The following is an 18407-nucleotide window of genomic DNA, read 5'->3' as shown; positions in this document are numbered from 1 at the left end:
CGTGCCGGCATTATAATACAAAAATGTAAATTTGCAAGGGGCGGGTTAAAATATTTTGGCTATAATCACCAAATGATAAAAGAAACAGCCAACAAAGCACTTTTTTTAGACCGAGACGGCGTCATAAATGAGGACGCTGGATACGTTTGCGAGATCAAAGATTTTAAATTTATTGATGGCATTTTTGATGCGTTAAAAGAATTTGCTAAGGCTGGCTACAAACTCTTTGTCGTGACAAATCAATCAGGCATCGGCAGGGGCTACTACACGCAAGAGCAGTTTGACGCTCTAAACAAATTTATGCTTGAAAGCTTTAAAAAAGAGCAAATTTTTATCACCAAGGTCTATTTTTGCCCGCACGCTCCAGAGCAAAAGTGCACCTGCAGAAAACCAAATCCAAAAATGATACTTGATGCTTGCAAAGAGTTTGACATAGACCTTGAAAACTCGCTAATGATAGGCGATAAACCAAGCGACGTCGAGGCTGGCAAAAGGGCAGGTGTGGGTAGAAATTTCTTGCTTGATGGGATAAATTTTAAAGATGTAAGAGATGTTTTAAATAAGCTAAAAAAGGAAAAATCACTATGAATTTAAACGGAAAAAAGATAGTTATAACTGGCGGCGCTGGCTTTATCGGCTCAGCTTTAGCGCACTATTTTGATGAAAATTTTAAAGACGCTCACGTGCTTGTCGTGGATAAATTTAGAAACGACGAGACATTTAGCAACGGCAACTTAAAAAGCTTTGGACATTTTAAAAATTTACTTGGCTTTAAGGGTGAAATTTACGCTGGCGATATCAACGACCCTAGCACGCTTGAGAAGATAAAAAGCTTTCGCCCAGACGTCATCTACCACGAAGCAGCGATCTCAGACACGACCGTAAAAGAGCAAGACGAGCTAATAAAAACAAATGTAAATGCCTTTGTAAATTTGCTTGACATCTGCGAGAGTTTGGGCACAAAGATGATCTACGCTAGCTCAGGCGCCACTTATGGCAACGCAAAGAGCCCGCAAACAGTTGGCGAGTGCGAAGCGCCAAATAACGTCTATGGCTTTAGCAAGCTAAGCATGGATAATATCAATAAAATTTACGCAAAGCGCGGTGTGAGCGTGGTTGGACTGAGGTATTTTAACGTCTTTGGCAAGGGCGAGTTTTTCAAAAACAAAACCGCTTCAATGGTGCTTCAGTTTGGCCTGCAAATTTTAGCTGGCAAGACCCCAAAGCTCTTTGAGGGCAGCGACCAGATCAAACGCGACTTTGTCTATATAAAAGATATCATTGATGCAAACATAAAAGCGCTTGATGTGCCAAGTGGTGTCTATAACGCAGCTACTGGCAAGGCTAGAAGCTTTCAAGATATCGCTGACATCTTGCAGCGTGAGATCGGCGTAAATTTAGGTAACGAATATATCAAAAACCCATTTGTAGGCTCTTATCAGTTTCACACAGAGGCCGACGTAGCCCCAGCTCGTGAGGCATTTGGCTTTAGCGCGACTTGGAGCTTAGAAGAGGCTATAAAAGACTATTTGCCAGAGATAAAGAGAATTTACAAGGAAGAGCTAAATGGCTAAGAGAGTTAAAATTTTAGTCGTCGGTGACCTCATGCTAGATCACTATATCTGGGGCAGTTGTGAGCGTATCTCGCCTGAAGCGCCGGTGCAGGTCGTAAAGATAAATAACGAAACCTACACGCTTGGTGGCGCTGGCAATGTGGTGAGAAATTTACTCTCTCTTGGCGCAAATGTGAGCGTGGCTAGCGTCTTAGGAGATGATGAGGCTGGCAAAAAGATAAAAGAGAAGCTTGCTGAGCTAAATGTAAAAGATGAGCTGATCCTCACTGAAAAGGGGCGTGAAAGCTCGATAAAAAGCCGCATCATGGCATCTCACCAGCAAGTTGTCAGGATCGATAAAGAGAGCGTTGTCAAGATAAATTTAGAAGATGAGCTAGTCTTAAAAGTCAAAGAAAATCTTGCAAATTTTAAGGCCGTCTTACTAAGTGACTACGGCAAAGGTGTGCTTAGCGAGAAGGTTTGTCAAGAGATCATAAACGAGTGCGTAAGGCTAAAAATACCAGTTCTCATAGATCCAAAAGGCAGTGACTACTCAAAGTATAAAAACGCAACCCTTTTAACGCCAAATAAAAAAGAGGCGAGTGAGGCTACAAATTTAAAGATAAAAGACAAGGCTGAGCTTGAAAAGGCGATAAAACAGCTAAAAGACGAGCTAAATTTGACCTATTCGATCATCACGATCTCAGAAGAGGGTATCGCGCTATATGACGACAGGCTACACATCTTTGCCGCAAAAGCAAAAGAGGTCTTTGATGTCACTGGCGCTGGAGATACGGTGCTTGCGACACTTGGCTACATGCTAGCAAATGGGGCTGATATAAAAGAGGCGATAAAGATAGCAAACCTCGCAGCAGCCGTCGTCGTGGCAAAGATAGGTAGCGCAACGGCTAGCTTTAGTGAGATCGAGCAGCTGTTAAATAGCTCATTTGGGGCAAATTTCGAGCACAAGCTTAAAAGCATTGAGGAGCTAGAGGAAATTTTGAGCCAAAAGGGCAAGAAAAAGGTCGTTTTCACAAATGGCTGCTTTGATATCTTACACGCTGGACACGTAAAATACCTAGCGCGCGCAAGGGAGCTTGGCGATCTTTTGGTAGTTGGGCTAAACTCGGACGCTTCAGTTAAGAGGCTAAAAGGCGAGGCTAGGCCTATAAACTCGCAAGATGATAGAGCCTGCGTGCTAAGTGGGCTTGGATTTGTTGATTACGTCGTGATATTTGATGAGGATACGCCATTAAATTTAATAACAAAGATAAAGCCAGACGTGCTTGTAAAAGGGGCTGACTACAAGGGCAAAGATGTCGTTGGCAGCGATATCGTAAAAGAGGTCAGGCTGATCGACTTTGTCGAGGGCAAAAGCACAACAGGGATAATAAAAAGGATAAAAGATGCTAAAAACAATGATAAAAAATGAGCTCGAGGCTCACCAAAAGACCTTTAGTGAGCATGTAAATTTGCTAGGTAGCCTAGAGCGTGCTTGCCAGATGGTGGCTGATACGCTAAAAAATGGCAAGAAGGTGCTGATATGCGGTAACGGCGGCTCTGCGGCGGACGCTCAACACTTTGCAGCCGAGCTAACTGGTAGATATAAAAGTGAGCGTCAGCCACTACCAGGCATCGCGCTAACTACTGATACTTCGGCACTTACGGCCATTGGCAACGACTACGGCTTTGACTATGTCTTTTCGCGTCAGTTTGAGGCTTTAGCTCAGTCAGGCGACTTGCTCGTGGCGATCTCAACGAGTGGCAACAGCAAAAATGTCCTTGAGGCTATAAAAAGTGCCAAGAAAATGGGCGCATCAGTGCTTGGACTTAGCGGTAAAGGCGGCGGCGCGATGAATGAAGGTTGCGATCTAAATTTAGTCGTTAGCTCAAGCGATACAGCAAGAATTCAAGAGTCACACATCTTTTTCATACACACGATCTGCCAAGCTGTAGATGAGGCTTTTAGGAGCTAATATGCAAGAAGCGATGGATAAATTTTTAAATGATCCAAGCCAGCAAAATGAGGTAAATTTGATATCAGCTTTAAAAAAGGCCACATTTTTTGCTCCGGTGCTTTTAAACCAAGCGCTCGCAAAGCCTGATGGCGGCGTAGTTTATGAGGAGGAGGGTTCAAATATCAAATTTATCCTACTTGAAGATGAGGGCGAGAAGCTTAGCTATTTTCCGGCATTTACAAGCAAAGAGGCGATGAAGCTTTGGCGAAACGACAGCGAGCAAGAGAGCATCGAAATAGGGCTAAAAGAGTATCTTGCGATGCTAAAAGAGAGCAGTTACGCCGGCGTCGTGGTCGATGCTTTTAGCTATGACTTTGTGCTAAAAAGAGAGCTGATAGAAAAAATCCTCTCCTAGTGTGTAATAAAATTTATAAAATTTTACGCATTATTTTATGCAAATAGATTGTTTAAATTTTTAGGCTGGTTTTTGTTGTGATCGGCATAAATTTATAAATTTGACTTTTTGGGCGCGTTTATTAAATTTGATATTGTAAATGAGCTAAATTTAATAAGCAACAAATTTCACTACCTCGTTTATAAAATTTGGTTTCATATATCAAATTTACGCTTTTATTATTGGTAGTAAAATTAAATTTAATATACGACATTAAAGCCAAAAGAGCGCTATGAATTTTAAATTTGAGACTGAAGATTGGCTGCTATCCTGCAATAAATATATGTGGATCAATTTAGATTTTTTTGCTTGAGAAATTTACATCGCAGATGAGTTTTTTGGCTGTTTTAAAACAGCTGTGAAATTAAATTTACTAGATAATGCTTTAAATTTGGCTCTTGATAGATTAAATTTAACTTTTAGCATAGAAAATTTGCAGGTTTTTGTGCCACATTTGCCAAGGTTGAAGCGGACATTTACTTTGAGAGCTTGAGTAAATTTGCTGCTTAAGGCTTTAAAATTGACTTTTTAGATCAAATTTGTAGCTAAATTTAAGCCCAAAAAATAGTTGCAATAAACTAAAAATAAATAAATTTACCGATGTAAATTTTTAAATTTTGCAGACTTAACGCTTTAGTGCGAATATCGTAAAGATAAAATTTGGTGCTAGAAACTTTAAATTTGCTCTTTTGTGGGTCAGATTTATAGCTTTTATGCTCTAAATTTAAATGCAAAAGCAGTTTATGTTAGAGAAAAATATCCAAAATCAAATTTGCAGTTTTTTACTCAAAATACCAATGTTAGCGGGTGCTCTAGTTTAAGGGTTGAAGCAAAATTTAGTTTTAAATTTGACCTTTGTAGATCAAATTCGCAGATATAAATTTTAAATTTTTGCAGACTTGTTAAGATTGTTGCAGAAAATTTGGCGATAAAAAGTTTAGATTAGCCTTTAGTAGATAAAATTTATAGCCCAAAACGCTCTATTTGCTAATAAATTTAGAGAGATTTTCTATTTGAATGCCGCTTGCAAATAGATAGCCCCTATTTATCGCTGGGAGCTTTAAAATTCTAGCCTTTTCTTTAAATTTTTTTGACATTACGGCTTTGCAAAATGGCGTTACTAAGATAAATGCACCAGCGTAGCCAACGGCGATCTTGCCGCTTAGCACCACGCTTGTTTGCTTTGCTAAATTTGCGCTTAGCTCATCTTTTTGAGCCTTGCTTAAAAGCACATTTAGCTCTTTTGCCGCCATATCGACGCCTCGAACGACGTTACTATCATTTTTTATAATGAAAATTTCATCATCTATCTTTGTGATATTTGGCAGTAATTTTTGCCTATCAGCCTCTAAAAACTCAAAGCTTCTTTTCACGCCGCTAAAATACTCGTCCAAAAACGGCTCGCTAAAATTTAGTCTTACAAAGCTTCTTTTAAGCTTGCCATCTAAATTTGTCTCATCGACAAAGTAGCGCAAGCCTCGCTCGCCAAGGTAGTTTTGAAGCTCTTTTTTGCGTGAATTTAAAAGCGGTCTAACTAGCCAAAAGTGCTCTCTCTTCTCAAGCTCACTCATACCAAAGAGCTCTTTTAGTCCAGCGCCCTTGCCAAGTTGCATCAAAAACCACTCAAATTTATCGTCAAATTGATGCGCTAGGATCAAATTTTCATAACCAAATTTTTTGCAAATTTCACCAAAAAACTCATACCTCGCCTCGCGCGCGTTTTTTTCAAAATTTGACTTACCCAAATTTACGCTTTTTATGTAGATTTTTTTGCCAAATTTACTAGCAAGCTCTTTGGCGCTTTCAACTTCAAATTTACTCTGCTCTCTGGCGTTGTGATCGACTATGGCTAGATCAAATTTGACCCCAGCTTCTTGCAAAATGTAAAAAAGTGCAGTGCTATCGATGCCGTGCGAGAAGGCGAGCAGATTTGCGCCCAAGCTTAGCCTATCAAGCACATTTTGGTTTATCATTTTGCTTTTTTGACGATGGTGGCGACTAGTTTTTGATCAACCACGTCGCTGACCTCACAGAGATAGAGCGAGCCGATCTCAAGCTCTTTTACGTCGCTTTCATTGATCAAAATTTCGCCGTCTATATCTTTGTCCCAGATATCTTTTTTGGCAGCGTAAAACATCTCGCCCTCGCTGCTAACGCCCTCAAGCGATGCGTAAATCTGCTTGCCAAGCTCTTTTTTCAAGCTCTCATTTATCGCTTTTTTGGTGATCTTTTCTATCTTGCTTAGCCTTTTTGAGATGATCTTTGCTGGGATTTGCTCCATTTCAAAAGAGGCTGTGTCCTCTTCTTTTGAGTAGGCAAAGGCTGAAATTCTATCAAATTTAAACTCTTCCAAAAACTCGCAAAGCTCCTCAAAATCCTCCTCGCTCTCGCCCGGATGTCCCACGATGACGCCAGTTCGCAAGAATGAATTTTTGGCATTTCTCATCAAATTTAAAAGCTCTTTTATCTTTTTGGCGCCACTTCCACGCTTCATTATCTTTAGCATATTTTCGCTGATGTGCTGGATGGGCATGTCAAAGTAGTTGTGAAAGATGGGCGAAGCGATGATACGCGAAATGAGCTCCTTGCTGGTCGTACTTGGGTAGAGATAAAGTATCCTAGCGCTCCTTACGCCTTTTATCTTTTCTATCTCGTCTATTAAATTTATTAGTCCGTCGCTAATGCCGTGATCACGCATATATGAGCTTGAGTCTTGGGATAAAAAGCTAAAGTCGTAGTAGCCTTTTTTGACTAGATTTTTGACCTCATTTACGATGTTTTCAAGCGAGCGTGAGTTTAGCTTGCCTTTAAATGTCGGTATCGCGCAAAAGCTGCATTTTTGGTTACAGCCCTCTGAAATTTTGATGTAGGCGTGGTAGTTTGAGCCAGTTATCACGCGCTCTTCGTTTGCTTGCAGATAAGTTTCTGGGCTAAATAAATTTTGCTTTTTCAAGATGATCTCGTCGATCTTGTCATAATCAGCCACGCCGGTAAAGAGATCGACCTCTGGCAGTTCTTTTATGAGCTCATCTTTGTAGCGCTGCATAAGACAGCCAGTCACCACGAGCAAAGAGCCATTTTTACGAGCTTCGTGCATCTCAAGGATGGTTTGTATGCTCTCTTCTTTGGCAGATTTGATAAATCCACAAGTATTTACGATAATGACGTCTGCGTCGCTGATATCGTCCGTGATATCGTAGTTTTGCAAGCGTCCCAGCATGATCTCAGAATCAACTAAATTTTTATTACAACCAAGCGAGATTAGATGAAGTTTTGGCATTTTTAGATCCAGATGTTGTCTATTAGCCTAGTTTTGCCTACAAAGGCGGCTACTAAGATGATGGTGTTGCCTTTTTCTACCTTTGAAATTTCGTTTAAATTTCTATCTGTAACCGCAACGTAATCAACCTTTAGTGGCTCTAACACTTCAAGCATATTTGCTTTGACCTCGCTCGCGTCCTCTTCGCCGTTTTGGATCAAATTTTGTGCTTTATTTAGCGATCTTGAAAGTCTTAGCGCGTTGCACTTATCTTCGTCGCAGATATAGACGTTTCTGCTTGAAAGCGCTAGGCCGTCTGGCTCTCTAACGATATCGCAGGCAACTAGCTCGATGTTTAGAAAAAATGTCTTTATCATATTTTGCACGATGATGAGCTGCTGGGTGTCTTTTTTGCCCATATAGACGCTATTTGCACGAGTTAGGCGAAATAATTTATTTAGCACTCTTAAGACGCCGTCAAAGTGCCCAGGTCTAGTTTTGCCCTCTAAAATGGTCGAAAGCTTCTTTGGAGCGACGATGAGAGGCTCATCTTCAAAGTAAAGCTCTTTTTCGTCTGGTATAAAGATAGCGCTAACGCCGTTTTGCTCGCAAATTTGGATGTCGCTTTGCTCTTTTCTTGGGTATTTTTCTAGGTCTTCGCCTGGTAGAAATTGAGTTGGATTTACGAAAGTTGAGACGATGCTTACCTCATTTTCGCTCACACATTTTTTGATAAGGCTAACGTGTCCGTTGTGAAGTGCGCCCATTGTTGGGACAAAACCGATCTTGCCGCTTGCATTTTGGACAAAATTTTCAAGCTCTTTTATAGTTCTTATAATTTGCATATTTGACTCTTTTTATCTAAATTTTAACTTGGCATTGTAACAAAAAAGGATTAAAAGGGCGTAAATTTAAAAATGTAAGCAACTTTTGGCTAAAATCGGCAAAAATTTATGGAGAAAAACTTGGATAGTTACGAATACAACGAGCTTTTAAAGAAGCTACAAACAAAAGTTGAAAACATAGGCTCTATCGTAAAGCCTGACGAGATAAAGGCTAGGCTAAAAGAGATCGAGGCCATAGAGCAAGACCCTGACTTTTGGCAAGATATCGCTAGGGCTGGGGCACTAAATAAAGAAAAGACAAAAATTTCAAACATGCTTGCTAAATTTAGCGACGCTCACCAAGCAGTTAGCGACGCAAAGGAGCTCTTTGAGCTAGCAAATTCTGAAAATGATGAGGAGACTATAAATTCTTTATTTGAAGATGCTAAAAATTTAGATGAAAAGATAGTAAATTTAGAAATTTCCATGCTTTTAAGTGGCGAAGATGATGGCAAAAACGCGATCGTATCGATCCACCCTGGAGCTGGCGGCACTGAGAGCAACGACTGGGCGAGCATGCTTTATAGGATGTATCTTAGATTTTGCGAGCGTGAGGGCTTTAAGGTCGAGACTTTGGACTTTCAAGAGGGAGAAGAGGCTGGACTAAAGGATGTGAGCTTTATCGTAAAAGGTGAAAACGCCTATGGATATTTCAAAGCAGAAAATGGCATCCACAGGCTCGTTCGTACAAGCCCATTTGATAGTGCAGGACGCCGTCACACGAGCTTTTCTAGTGTCATGGTAAGCCCTGAAGTAGATGATGATATAGAGATCGAGATCGAAGAGAAAGATCTAAAGATAGACACTTATAGAGCCAGTGGCGCAGGTGGTCAGCACGTAAATAAGACTGAATCAGCCATCCGCATCACGCACATACCAACTGGCATCGTCGTACAGTGTCAAAATGACCGCAGTCAGCACAAAAACAGAGCCACAGCGATGAAGATGCTAAAGTCGCGCCTTTACGAGCTTGAGCTGATGAAGCAGCAAGAGGCGAGCAACAGCGTCGAAAAGAGCGAGATTGGCTGGGGTCATCAGATAAGATCATACGTGCTTTTCCCGTATCAGCAAGTAAAAGACAACCGCAGCGGTGAGGCATTTTCGCAAACTGATGCGATACTTGATGGTGATATCAAAAAGATGATAGAGGGCGTTTTGATCGCTCAAAAGGCTGAGGGGTAGTAAATTTTAAAGAGATGAGAGCTAAAATTTCATCTCTTTTAGCTTCGTGCAGGCTTCTTCTTTGCCATGGTAGCAAGCCTCATCAAGATAAATTCTAGCTTTTTTATAGTCATTTTTGCCTAGGTAGATAAGCCCTAGATCGTAGCTAGCCTCGCTTGAGCCAAGACTAGTGGCTTTTTCATAAAAATATATCGCTTTTTCTAAATTTTTATTGACCCCAAGACCGTATTCGTAGATGTATCCAGCGCTTCTAAGACCGTCTATGTTGCCGTATCTGCCAGCTGTCTCAAACCAAAAAAGTGCCCTTAAGATATCTTTGCTAAAGCCTTTGCCGTCACGAAAACAAACGCCAGTTTGCTGCATGGCTAGGACATTGCCATCTTTTGCGTAGTCGTAAAATCTCTTGCAAGCCTTTGGGTAGTTGCCCTCGTTATATAGATAGATGGCGTCTGCTATCTGCTCGACTTCAGGATCAAGTGGTGGCTCGCTAAGACCTAAATTTTGCGAAATTTGCTCTGCTGAACAGCCCCAAAATAGCAAAATGTTAAATAGAAAAATGATAAATTTTTTCATATTTGTCCTTGAAAATTTAGGCTATTTTATCGAATTTTATCTTATAATGATCGCAAATTTAAGCAAAAAGGAACGATATGGATCATAACGCACTTTTGACACAGCTTGGCTACAACATAGATGAAACGACCACTGAGCATATGCGTAGAATTTTAAATAACACTGACGGCCTTTTGCCAAAGAGTGTGATCGAGCTAAACGATCATCTAAAGCCACACCTTTGCTTTGTAGCGATGAGCGGGAGTGAGGATAGGCTAAAGATAAAAAACGTCGCAACCGTCAAAGAGATAAAAGAGCGGGTTGATGAGATCATCAAAAGCTGGGCAAATAAATACAAAATGGATATCAAAAAGATAAACGAAACTACATACTACATAATGGGAAAAATTAAATGAAATATGACATTGTTATTATTGGATTTGGTAAGGCTGGCAAGACGCTAGCTGTAAAGGCTGCTGCGCTTGGCAAAAAGGTCGCGCTAATCGAGAGATCGCCGAAGATGTATGGAGGCACTTGCATAAACGTGGGCTGCATACCGACAAAGCGTCTAATCACAGCTGCAAAAGAGGCGATATATGCAGACAATAGCGTTGAAAACGAGTATTACACGCTTAGCATCGAAAATAAAAATAAGCTAATCTCAGCTTTAAATTCTAAAAACTATGCGATGCTAAATGATAAAGAAAATATCGACGTGATCGATGGTGTTGGCTCGTTTAAAGATAAAAATAGCGTCTTAGTCACAACCTCAAGTGGCGAGCAAAAAGTCGTTGAAGGTGAGTTTATCATCATAAATACTGGCTCAAAAGAGGCGTATGCGCCATTTGAGATAACAAACTCAAACGTCTTTTCAAGCAAAACTTTGCTCGATCTAAAAACTATGCCAAAGCATCTTGTCATCGTTGGTAGTGGATTTATCGGCATCGAGTTTGCATCGATGTTTGCAAATTTTGGCTCAAAAGTGACCATCGTCGGACGCTCACCACTTCTAAAAAACGAAGATGAAGACATAGCTAAAAGCGTAAAAGATGCGCTAAACGTGCAGGGCATCGAAATTTTAGAGGGCTGCGAGATAGAGAGCCTAAAAGACAATGCGCTAAATTTCAAACAAGATAATGAAGATAGGATCATCAAGGCAGATGCGTTCTTAGTAGCGCTTGGCAGAGTGGCAAATTTAGATGATCTAAATTTAAAAGCAGCTGGCGTCGAGCTAAATGAAAAAGGCTTTATAAAGATAAATGAGCACCTTCAAACAAATGTGTCAAACATCTACGCAGTGGGCGATGTGCGCGGCGGAGAGCTTTTTACCTACACTAGTTTGGATGATTTTAGGATAGTTTTCTCGCAAATTTTTGGCGACAAAAAACGCACCACACAAAACAGAAGTATCCACGCAAATGTGCTATTTACCGACACTCCGCTAGCAAGAGTTGGCGTAAATGCAAAAGAGGCTAGCAAGCTTGGGCTAAATTTCAAGGAGCTAAAGCTTAGCATGGCAGCAGTGCCAGGAGCAAAGGTGCTAAACCACGATGTGGGCATGCTAAAAGCGATCGTTGAAGCTAGTAGTGGCGAAATTTTGGGGGCGAGCTTTCACTGCATCTACGCAAATGAGATCATAAATGAGATCGCGATCGCCATGAATTTAAAAGCAGATGCAAATTTCTTTAAAAACCAAATTTTCACCCATCCAAGCATCAGCGAAGCCCTAAATGACTTGTTTGGACAATATTAAAAGGACGAAAATGAAAAAATATCTACTACTTTTAACTGCTCTATTTTTTACAGGTTGCTTAAACGTCATTGGCATCGGAGAGACGCCAAAGCAAGATGACTCTTGGCAGCAACCAAAGGACGAAAAGGTGGTGCAAAACAAAGAGCAAATTTCAAAAAATGCCATCGATCTTTTAACACCAAAGTGCGAGAGCGGCGATGCTGAAGCTTGCAACGACTTGGGCGTAAATTTTGAGCTTATGAAAGAGTATGACAATGCCTACGCAAACTACAAAAAGGCTTGCGATGCGAAGGTGCAGCTTGCTTGCTCAAACCTTGGCACGCTCTATGAAAACGGCCTTGGCGTGAAAAAAGATCCAAAAAAAGCGGTCGAAATTTACAAAGATAGCTGCAACAGTGGCGGTGCGCAAGCTTGCTATCATCTAGGCAACGCCTACCGCAAGGGCGAGATCGTAAAACAAGACTACTATCTAGCGATGGAGGCCTACACAAACGCTTGCAACGCTGGAGATCTGCCAAGCTGCGCAAATATCGGTGCGATGTATGAACTAGGTCTTGGCATGAACAAGGACGAAAAGAGAGCTTATGGAATTTACAAAGTCGCTTGCTTTCGCGGTCTAAACAAGGCGTGCCCACAGATGAAAAGACTAGGCGCAAAGCTTGGCATGTAAGCAGGAAAATAAGTGAAAAAAGTTTTAAATTTTGGGCTTATCGTAGCTGCTAGCTTTATGCTAAGTGGCTGCTGGTCGTGGCAAAAGATGGTGAGCTTTGGCTTTTGGCAAAGTGATGAGGAGGCTAGGGCGGAGCGTCTTGAGCTTGAAAAAGAGAAGATGGTGCAAAACTGCGAGAGCGGAAATAGCATCGACTGCAACAACTTAGCTGTAAATTTTAGCAACGAAAAGGACTTTGTAAAGGCAAAGGGCTACTACGAAAAGGCTTGCAATGCTGGCCTTGCGACTGCTTGCTCAAATTTGGGTCAAATTTACGAGCAAGGGCTAGTTGATGAGCAAAAAGATATCGAAAAGGCTCTAAAACTTTATAAACTTGCTTGCGATAGTGGCGACGGCGTTGGCTGTTACAACGAGGCTATGGGGCTAAAGTCATACATCGAAAGCGAAAATTTAAAAACTCATAAGATAGATAGAAACAAGGCTGAGGCTAGAGTTTTAAAGCTTTTGGCAAAGAGCTGTGAGCTTGAGTATGCTCAGTCATGCTTCTTGCTTGCAAAGCTAAGTGGCGATGAAACAAAGGCGGACGCACTTTACAAAAGAGCCTGCCAACTTGGCAAATGCGTGGATAAAAAGTAAGAATTTGTGTAGCTTAAATTTATAAAAGCTACACAAAGTTAAATTTAGTTTGATCCGCTAAGTCTATATCCCACCCCTGAGATGTTTTTGATGAGGTCGGCGTCAGTTTTTGCCCTTATCTTTTTGATAGTCATTCTAAGCGCTTCGTTACTCATCGATTTTTCGCTCCAGACATAGTTTTCTATCACTTCGTAACTCACCACTTTTTCTATATTACTCACGAGTAAAAAGAAGAGTTTTGCCTCATTTTTTGGCATTTGCACCTCTTCACCATTTTTGAAAAGCTGCTTGCTCTTCATATCGTATTCGTAAATTTCTTTAAATTTGATCCTACTTTCAAAAAGATCTTTTGTCGCCATTATGATCGTGTTTTGAAGCTCTTTGCGTAGTTTTACAACATTGCTTTATAAGCCAGCACTTACTATGTAAGAATTGTAGCAGGGGTAATTTTATATCCATATCTTTGCTAAGAGCAGCGCAGTTTTAAATTTGATGCGGAGAAATTTATTAAATTTGATTATTTTAACCCAAAAACTTTTATGTTAAAAGTCGTGTGGATCTTGTCGTTTTCGCCTTTCATAACGATAGGAAATTCGGCTTTTATGATGCTATCGTAGTTACTAAGTGCGTCTAAAAAGTCATAAAATTTCTGCGGGGTTTTTAGTGAGCTAGTGACGTTTAGGCGGTATCTAAAGAACTTTTCAGTTGCGTTATTCTCGCCTTCTTCTATCTTGCTAAGGCTCACTTCGCTAAAAAATTGCGATGCGAAATTTATAAATTTATCCTTATCAAAAGCTGTATCATAAGCCAAGATGATAGCGCCATCTTTTTGTCTTGTCGCTTCAAGTGCTTTAAATTTAGCCTCAAATTCGTTTTTTACCTTCGTGTATGATGAGGTTTGCGAGTAGTTTTGTCTCGAGAGGCTTTTAAATTCTTTTATATTTGGCACGATAAAGCCAAATATCATTATAAAGCAAACTATGATAAAAGCAAATATAAAAAGTAAAAGCTTTACTGGGTCGATTTTTTCTAAGCTCGTATCTTTTTTACTCATTATATCCCTCAGAATTATCAATCTTATTTGTGCTTATAAAGCCGTACCAGCCGTTTTTGCTCTGATAAAAGCTAGTGTTTGACGTGGTGAAAATCGACCTTAGCGGCGAGGCTAAGAGCTGGTTAAAGACATCCTTTGTTGGCGTTATGCCACGGATGATGAGCGAGTTTTTGTCCATAAAGACCTCTTCAAGCGTTATGCTATCAGGCACAAGGTCAAAAAGGTTGTGCAAGCTTTGCTTTAGGATAGAATTTGACGTAAATATGTCGTTTGCAGAGTCTATCTGCACGGCAAGTTTGGCTGAAATTTCATCCGTAGTGACTATCTTTTGGCTAAGCTCTTTTTGCTCGTTTGCTAGGAATTCTATATTTTTCTTAGTTGAGTAGTTTTTATAAACGATGAAGAAATTTGCCACCAAAAGCACCACAAAAACAAAGCCGATGAGGCTTAGCCAGAGCTTACTAAAGATAGATAGAAGCGGTCTTGGTTCTGGAGTGATGAAGCTAAATTTCATAGTGTTATCTCTTCTTGCATGATCTCATTCATGATGTGATTTGTGTTGATCGGATAGCTTGATGTCTCCACAAATAGCTCTGATTGCAGGTATTGTAAAAATGTCGCGCTCGTCTTTGTGTTTTCAAAAACGATGATCTGCTCGATAAAATCGCCGCCGTAGATTGGATTTTCATAAAATTCTTTCATGGCCTTTGCGATGTAGTCAAACATCTTCATATCGCGCCCAAAGATCGCCACTGACTTCTCGACATTGGTCGAAGCTGGCATGTTTAGCTCGTAGTTTAGATCTTCAAATTCTTTTGGCTTATCGTCGCTTAAAAAATCATCCAAACTCTTAAAATCATCAAGCGCCGTTGCGCCATCTTCTTCTTTGACAATGAGATTGTCGATGTCTGTTATATCCTCTTCTTTTAGGCTTTCGATCTCTTCGTTGCCCTCTTCAGCGTCGCTCATATTTAAAAACGTAGAGAGCTTCATCTGCTTATCTTTAAATATCGTAAGCGCAAAAGAGTGCGAGTGGATGTAGAGATATAGCGTGGTTTTTGGCGAAATTCCTCTTTTTAGCAGCTCGTGAAAGAGCAGGGCGATAGGCGAGTAGATAAGATCGACGCTACCTTGTCCAAAGAGATTTTTATATCTTCTTATAGCATTTAAATTTGCATATATGCTCCAGCTATCTTGCATCACAAGGCTGGTTAAATTTTGCGTGTTGATGTTAAATTTTTTGTACTCGTCAAAGTTAGCAGTAGGCAGCGCACCTTGCGAGTCGTCGTTAAAAAAGAGCGAAACATAGACGCCAAAATAGGCCTTTTCTTGCTCCTCTATGTATTTTAAAACTTTTTCATCGACACTATCGATGCTTATGTCTGTAAATTTAGCATTTATGGTTTTTATAAGCTTGCCATTTCTAAAGACCTGACCGTAAAAAACGCACTCATTGCCCTCGATCACGGCGCTTAAGAAAAGGTTTGAAAAAAGCTTTCTGATGCTAAAAGACATAACTCTCCTAAATTTAGTGCATTATTTTTGGTATGTTAGCTAAAAAGGGATTAAATAAGTTTAAAACAGCTCGTTTTTTAGTTTTGCAAACGCCTCTTTCATCTTCAGAGCTTCGCTTTTTAGCTCCTCATCAAGCAGTGCAGAATTTCTCAAATTTTCAAAATCCTCTATCATCACATCACACATCATTTTGATGCGCTCATTATCAGCCTTACTGACGCCATTTTGGCTCATTTTTTTGATGCGTTCAAGATACTCTTTGCCGTTTTTTATGTATGAGCTAAATTTCATAGCTGCCTTGCTTTGATTAAGCGTGGTGGCTGCCATCTTGTTGTAGGCGTCAAGATCAAGGGCTTTTTGGCTTAAATTTATAGCCTTTTCATACTCTTTGCTCTCGTAGTAAAATTTTGCTTCAAGAGCGAGCTTGTAGGAGTTGTCGCTGTAAAAAAATAGCCCAAACAAAGCTATTATAAAAATGGCTATAAAGATAGAAAATTTATTTTTCATAAATTTCGTCCAAAATTTCTCTTATCTCATCGCTTATTTGCGGATTTTTATGCGCATATTTTTTCCACCAAATTTTTAAATTTGACCTAAAGTCCTCTTTGTTTTGTAGCACGCTCTTACCGCCGTCATTTTGTGAGGCTTGCCAAAGCTCGTTTTGTATCTTCTCTTTTGCCTCTTTTTGCTCTAAATTTGCCACGCTAAAAGGAGCTGAGAGGCTAAAATTTATAGTTGAAAATGGCTTTGGAAGTATCATCTTATCCCAGCTTTTAAATTCCCAAAATGAGTTTGCTTCGAAATTTAGAGCATAAATTTCGCAGGACGACTTTTGTGCGATCACCGCAGCTCCGTCTGCGACGCTGTGTCTTGGACCGCGTGGGCCATCTGGCGTGATGATGACGTCGTGACCTTGCTTTATCTCTCTTAGGGCTTCTATTAGTGCCCTTGCGCCGCCTTTTGAGCTGCTACCTCTAATGGTGCCGATGCCAAAAAATTTGATTATTCTGGTGATGAGCTCGCCATCTTTATGGTCGCTTATTATCACCTTGCCTTGTTTTCTATTTTGACTGCTCCACCAGCGTCTGTAAGCAAAGCTCATAAAGCTAAGTCTGCCGTGCCAAAAGACGACGACGCAGCCATTTTGTGGCAAGAAATTTGAAGTGTAGCTCTTTTTGCAGGTTAGAAAAATGAGCCACATCAAAATGTAGATGAAAAAGACGCCAACGCTCGTGGCGAGCTTTTCAAGGGTGCTTTTAAATTTGCAGCTCGCCATACAAAACCATTCGTTTTGGATTTGTGATCTTTACTTTTTGCGTAGTGCCAAGAAGCTCTTCGCTGCCATCAACTTGAACTAAAAAGTTGTTAAAACTTCGTCCCGCAACGCCGCCATTTGCTCTTAGCTCTTCAAAATATACATCAAAAATTTTATCTTTTTGCATCGCCACGATCTCGTCCAAAATTTCGCTGTGGCGATTTTGAAGGCGAGTTAGCCTTTCTGAGGCGGTCTTGTCGTCTATTTGATTTGTAAAAGTAGCTGCCTTTGTAAGCGGACGAGGCGAATACTTAAAGCTAAAAATTTGCTCAAACCTAACTTGCTCTAGCACGTCCATCGTATCTTCAAATTCGCTATCGCTCTCGCCTGGAAATGCGACGATGATATCAGTTGAGATGCTCACATCTGGGCACATTTTTCTAAGTCTTAGCGCGCGGTCTAAAAACCACTCTTTTGTGTATCCACGCTTCATCTCGCGCAAAACTTTGGTGTTTCCGCTTTGAAGTGGCATGTGCATAGACTTGCAAATTTTTGGGTTATTAGTGAAAATTTCAAGAAATTTATCATCCATGTGAAGTGGGTGCGGGCTTGTAAATCTTATCCTCTCAACGCCCTCTATCTCACTTATCTTTACTAATAGGTCGCTAAAATCGATATTTTCTTGCACGCCTGAAAATCTTTTGCCGTAGTTATTGACATTTTGCCCTAGTAAAAATATCTCTTTTGCGCCGCTTTTTGCAGCCTTTTCTACCTCTTTTAGGATGAGACTTGAGGGGATGGAAATTTCATCGCCTCTGGTGTGTGGGACGATGCAGTAGGTGCATTTTTTATCGCAGCCGATCGAGATGTTGATGTGGCTTTTGTATGGTGAGCCTCTAAATTCACCAAATGCGTATTCGCTCTCGTCGTGGTTGATGTCGGTTGAGATAAATTTAGGCGTATTTACTGCCTTTGTGATCTTACTGACGTTTCTTGCACCAAGGACAAAATCAACATAAGGCGCGCGCCTAAAAATTTCACTACCCAAATGGCTTGCAGTGCAGCCGCAAACGCCTATTTTAGCACCTCTTTTTTTGGCTTTTTCAAAGGCTCCGACCTCGCTAAAGAGCTTATGAACTGGCTTTTCACGAACTGAGCAGGTATTTATAAGGATTAAATCAGCTTCTTCAATGTTTTGTGTTAAGGAGTAGTCTTCTTTTTGTGAGAGCTCGGCTATGATATGCTCGCTGTCACGAACATTCATAGCACAACCTAGAGTTTGGATAAAGAGTTTTTTACTCATTAAAGTATATGCACTTCATACATATAATCGCTATCATCAAGCCCGTATTTCACGGTTCTGTGATAAACGCTTAATCCTTTTTCTTCAAAGTGCTCGACTAAGGCGATTAGTTGTTTGTGTGTGTTTTCTTTATCAAAATAGAAAATTTTCTGACCCTCTTTTTCGACAGCTGCCTCTATCTTTTCTAGTGAAATCGTTTTTGGTTTTGCGTCTAATTCGGCTCTTGCAAGTTTTAGCTCCATTTTTAATCCTTTCAAAATCTTAAATTTTAATCGGTCAATATACCCAAATCATCATAAAAAAAGGATTAAATAAAAGTTAATAACAAGCTTAATCTTATTAAAAGTATGGCTTATGTATAATTTCAAAACTTCACGAA

At 40.3% G+C, this 18407-nt stretch carries 22 protein-coding genes; 10 read left to right on the top strand and 12 right to left on the bottom strand.

All coding sequences use genetic code 11. The annotated features are described in order from the left end of the window. Positions 1-72 precede the first annotated feature (72 nt). The 5 genes from gmhB to F3G91_RS02240 are packed head-to-tail and all read left to right on the top strand — an operon-like array spanning position 73 to position 3926. Positions 73-588 (top strand): D-glycero-beta-D-manno-heptose 1,7-bisphosphate 7-phosphatase, encoded by a 516-nt coding sequence (gene gmhB, locus F3G91_RS02260; protein WP_149700559.1) that lies wholly within the window; start codon positions 73-75, stop codon positions 586-588. Then, positions 585-1574, top strand: a complete 990-nt coding sequence (gene rfaD / locus F3G91_RS02255; protein WP_149700558.1) for an ADP-glyceromanno-heptose 6-epimerase — start codon at positions 585-587, stop codon at positions 1572-1574. The genes gmhB and rfaD overlap by 4 nt, the downstream gene beginning before the upstream one ends. Further along, positions 1567-2985 (top strand): D-glycero-beta-D-manno-heptose-7-phosphate kinase, encoded by a 1419-nt coding sequence (gene rfaE1 / locus F3G91_RS02250; RefSeq protein WP_149700557.1) that lies wholly within the window; start codon positions 1567-1569, stop codon positions 2983-2985. The genes rfaD and rfaE1 overlap by 8 nt, the downstream gene beginning before the upstream one ends. Continuing rightward, positions 2960-3529, top strand: a complete 570-nt coding sequence (gmhA, locus tag F3G91_RS02245) for a D-sedoheptulose 7-phosphate isomerase (RefSeq protein WP_103580737.1) — start codon at positions 2960-2962, stop codon at positions 3527-3529. The genes rfaE1 and gmhA overlap by 26 nt, the downstream gene beginning before the upstream one ends. A 1-nt stretch (position 3530) precedes the next feature. After that, positions 3531-3926 (top strand): SseB family protein, encoded by a 396-nt coding sequence (locus F3G91_RS02240; RefSeq protein WP_149700556.1) that lies wholly within the window; start codon positions 3531-3533, stop codon positions 3924-3926. Between the two features lie 1019 nt (positions 3927-4945). On the opposite strand, the gene tilS is transcribed toward F3G91_RS02240, so the two are convergent. Genes tilS through panC form a run of 3 tightly spaced genes read right to left on the bottom strand, consistent with a single transcriptional unit; the run spans position 4946 to position 8069 of the window. Beyond that, positions 4946-5938: a tRNA lysidine(34) synthetase TilS gene (gene tilS / locus F3G91_RS02235; RefSeq protein WP_149700555.1), complete on the bottom strand. Its 993-nt coding sequence runs from the start codon at positions 5936-5938 to the stop codon at positions 4946-4948. Further along, the gene (gene rimO, locus F3G91_RS02230; RefSeq protein ID WP_149700554.1) at positions 5935-7245 is read right to left on the bottom strand and encodes a 30S ribosomal protein S12 methylthiotransferase RimO; all 1311 of its coding nucleotides are present in this window, start codon (positions 7243-7245) and stop codon (positions 5935-5937) included. Before rimO ends, tilS begins: the two co-directional genes overlap by 4 nt. A 2-nt stretch (positions 7246-7247) precedes the next feature. Beyond that, positions 7248-8069, bottom strand: a complete 822-nt coding sequence (gene panC, locus F3G91_RS02225) for a pantoate--beta-alanine ligase (protein ID WP_149700553.1) — start codon at positions 8067-8069, stop codon at positions 7248-7250. A gap of 120 nt (positions 8070-8189) precedes the next feature. Between panC and prfB the strand changes: the two genes are divergently transcribed. After that, positions 8190-9290: a peptide chain release factor 2 gene (gene prfB, locus F3G91_RS02220; protein WP_149700552.1), complete on the top strand. Its 1101-nt coding sequence runs from the start codon at positions 8190-8192 to the stop codon at positions 9288-9290. Between the two features lie 21 nt (positions 9291-9311). On the opposite strand, the gene F3G91_RS02215 is transcribed toward prfB, so the two are convergent. Further along, complete coding sequence (locus F3G91_RS02215) at positions 9312-9863, bottom strand: tetratricopeptide repeat protein (protein WP_149700551.1); 552 nt, start codon at positions 9861-9863, stop codon at positions 9312-9314. A gap of 77 nt (positions 9864-9940) precedes the next feature. Between F3G91_RS02215 and F3G91_RS02205 the strand changes: the two genes are divergently transcribed. The 4 genes from F3G91_RS02205 to F3G91_RS02190 are packed head-to-tail and all read left to right on the top strand — an operon-like array spanning position 9941 to position 12901. After that, positions 9941-10258: a hypothetical protein gene (locus F3G91_RS02205; protein ID WP_002941809.1), complete on the top strand. Its 318-nt coding sequence runs from the start codon at positions 9941-9943 to the stop codon at positions 10256-10258. After that, positions 10255-11595, top strand: coding sequence for a dihydrolipoyl dehydrogenase family protein (locus tag F3G91_RS02200; protein ID WP_149700549.1), 1341 nt, complete (start codon positions 10255-10257; stop codon positions 11593-11595). The genes F3G91_RS02205 and F3G91_RS02200 overlap by 4 nt, the downstream gene beginning before the upstream one ends. Positions 11596-11605: 10 nt before the next feature. Further along, entirely contained in the window at positions 11606-12265 is a 660-nt protein-coding gene (locus F3G91_RS02195) for a tetratricopeptide repeat protein (protein ID WP_149700548.1), read from the top strand. 12 nt (positions 12266-12277) lie between these two features. Beyond that, positions 12278-12901 (top strand): tetratricopeptide repeat protein, encoded by a 624-nt coding sequence (locus F3G91_RS02190; protein ID WP_087580858.1) that lies wholly within the window; start codon positions 12278-12280, stop codon positions 12899-12901. Between the two features lie 44 nt (positions 12902-12945). On the opposite strand, the gene F3G91_RS02185 is transcribed toward F3G91_RS02190, so the two are convergent. The 8 genes from F3G91_RS02185 to F3G91_RS02150 form a co-directional block, all read right to left on the bottom strand. Continuing rightward, positions 12946-13260 (bottom strand): winged helix-turn-helix domain-containing protein, encoded by a 315-nt coding sequence (locus F3G91_RS02185; protein WP_103640131.1) that lies wholly within the window; start codon positions 13258-13260, stop codon positions 12946-12948. Between the two features lie 158 nt (positions 13261-13418). Next, positions 13419-13955, bottom strand: a complete 537-nt coding sequence (locus tag F3G91_RS02180) for a hypothetical protein (protein ID WP_149700547.1) — start codon at positions 13953-13955, stop codon at positions 13419-13421. Continuing rightward, positions 13948-14469, bottom strand: a complete 522-nt coding sequence (locus tag F3G91_RS02175) for a PilN family protein (protein WP_002941847.1) — start codon at positions 14467-14469, stop codon at positions 13948-13950. Before F3G91_RS02175 ends, F3G91_RS02180 begins: the two co-directional genes overlap by 8 nt. Further along, the gene (locus tag F3G91_RS02170) at positions 14466-15470 is read right to left on the bottom strand and encodes a DUF8341 domain-containing protein (protein WP_149700546.1); all 1005 of its coding nucleotides are present in this window, start codon (positions 15468-15470) and stop codon (positions 14466-14468) included. Before F3G91_RS02170 ends, F3G91_RS02175 begins: the two co-directional genes overlap by 4 nt. 60 nt (positions 15471-15530) lie before the next feature. Then, positions 15531-15977 carry a hypothetical protein gene (locus F3G91_RS02165; protein ID WP_149700545.1) on the bottom strand — a complete coding sequence of 149 codons (447 nt, stop codon included), beginning with the start codon at positions 15975-15977 and terminating at the stop codon, positions 15531-15533. Next, positions 15967-16746: a lysophospholipid acyltransferase family protein gene (locus F3G91_RS02160; RefSeq protein ID WP_103599369.1), complete on the bottom strand. Its 780-nt coding sequence runs from the start codon at positions 16744-16746 to the stop codon at positions 15967-15969. Before F3G91_RS02160 ends, F3G91_RS02165 begins: the two co-directional genes overlap by 11 nt. Further along, positions 16727-18028, bottom strand: coding sequence for a tRNA (N6-isopentenyl adenosine(37)-C2)-methylthiotransferase MiaB (gene miaB, locus F3G91_RS02155; RefSeq protein WP_103599370.1), 1302 nt, complete (start codon positions 18026-18028; stop codon positions 16727-16729). Before miaB ends, F3G91_RS02160 begins: the two co-directional genes overlap by 20 nt. Next, positions 18028-18270 carry an HP0268 family nuclease gene (locus F3G91_RS02150; protein ID WP_002941786.1) on the bottom strand — a complete coding sequence of 81 codons (243 nt, stop codon included), beginning with the start codon at positions 18268-18270 and terminating at the stop codon, positions 18028-18030. The genes miaB and F3G91_RS02150 overlap by 1 nt, the downstream gene beginning before the upstream one ends. Between the last annotated feature and the right edge of the window lie 137 nt (positions 18271-18407).

The sequence above is a fragment of the Campylobacter concisus genome (assembly GCF_902460715.1).
In the GTDB taxonomy this organism is placed as follows: domain Bacteria; phylum Campylobacterota; class Campylobacteria; order Campylobacterales; family Campylobacteraceae; genus Campylobacter_A; species Campylobacter_A concisus_AK.
Note: the sequence above shows the minus strand (reverse complement) of the source record. Positions and strands in the feature narration are given on the sequence as shown.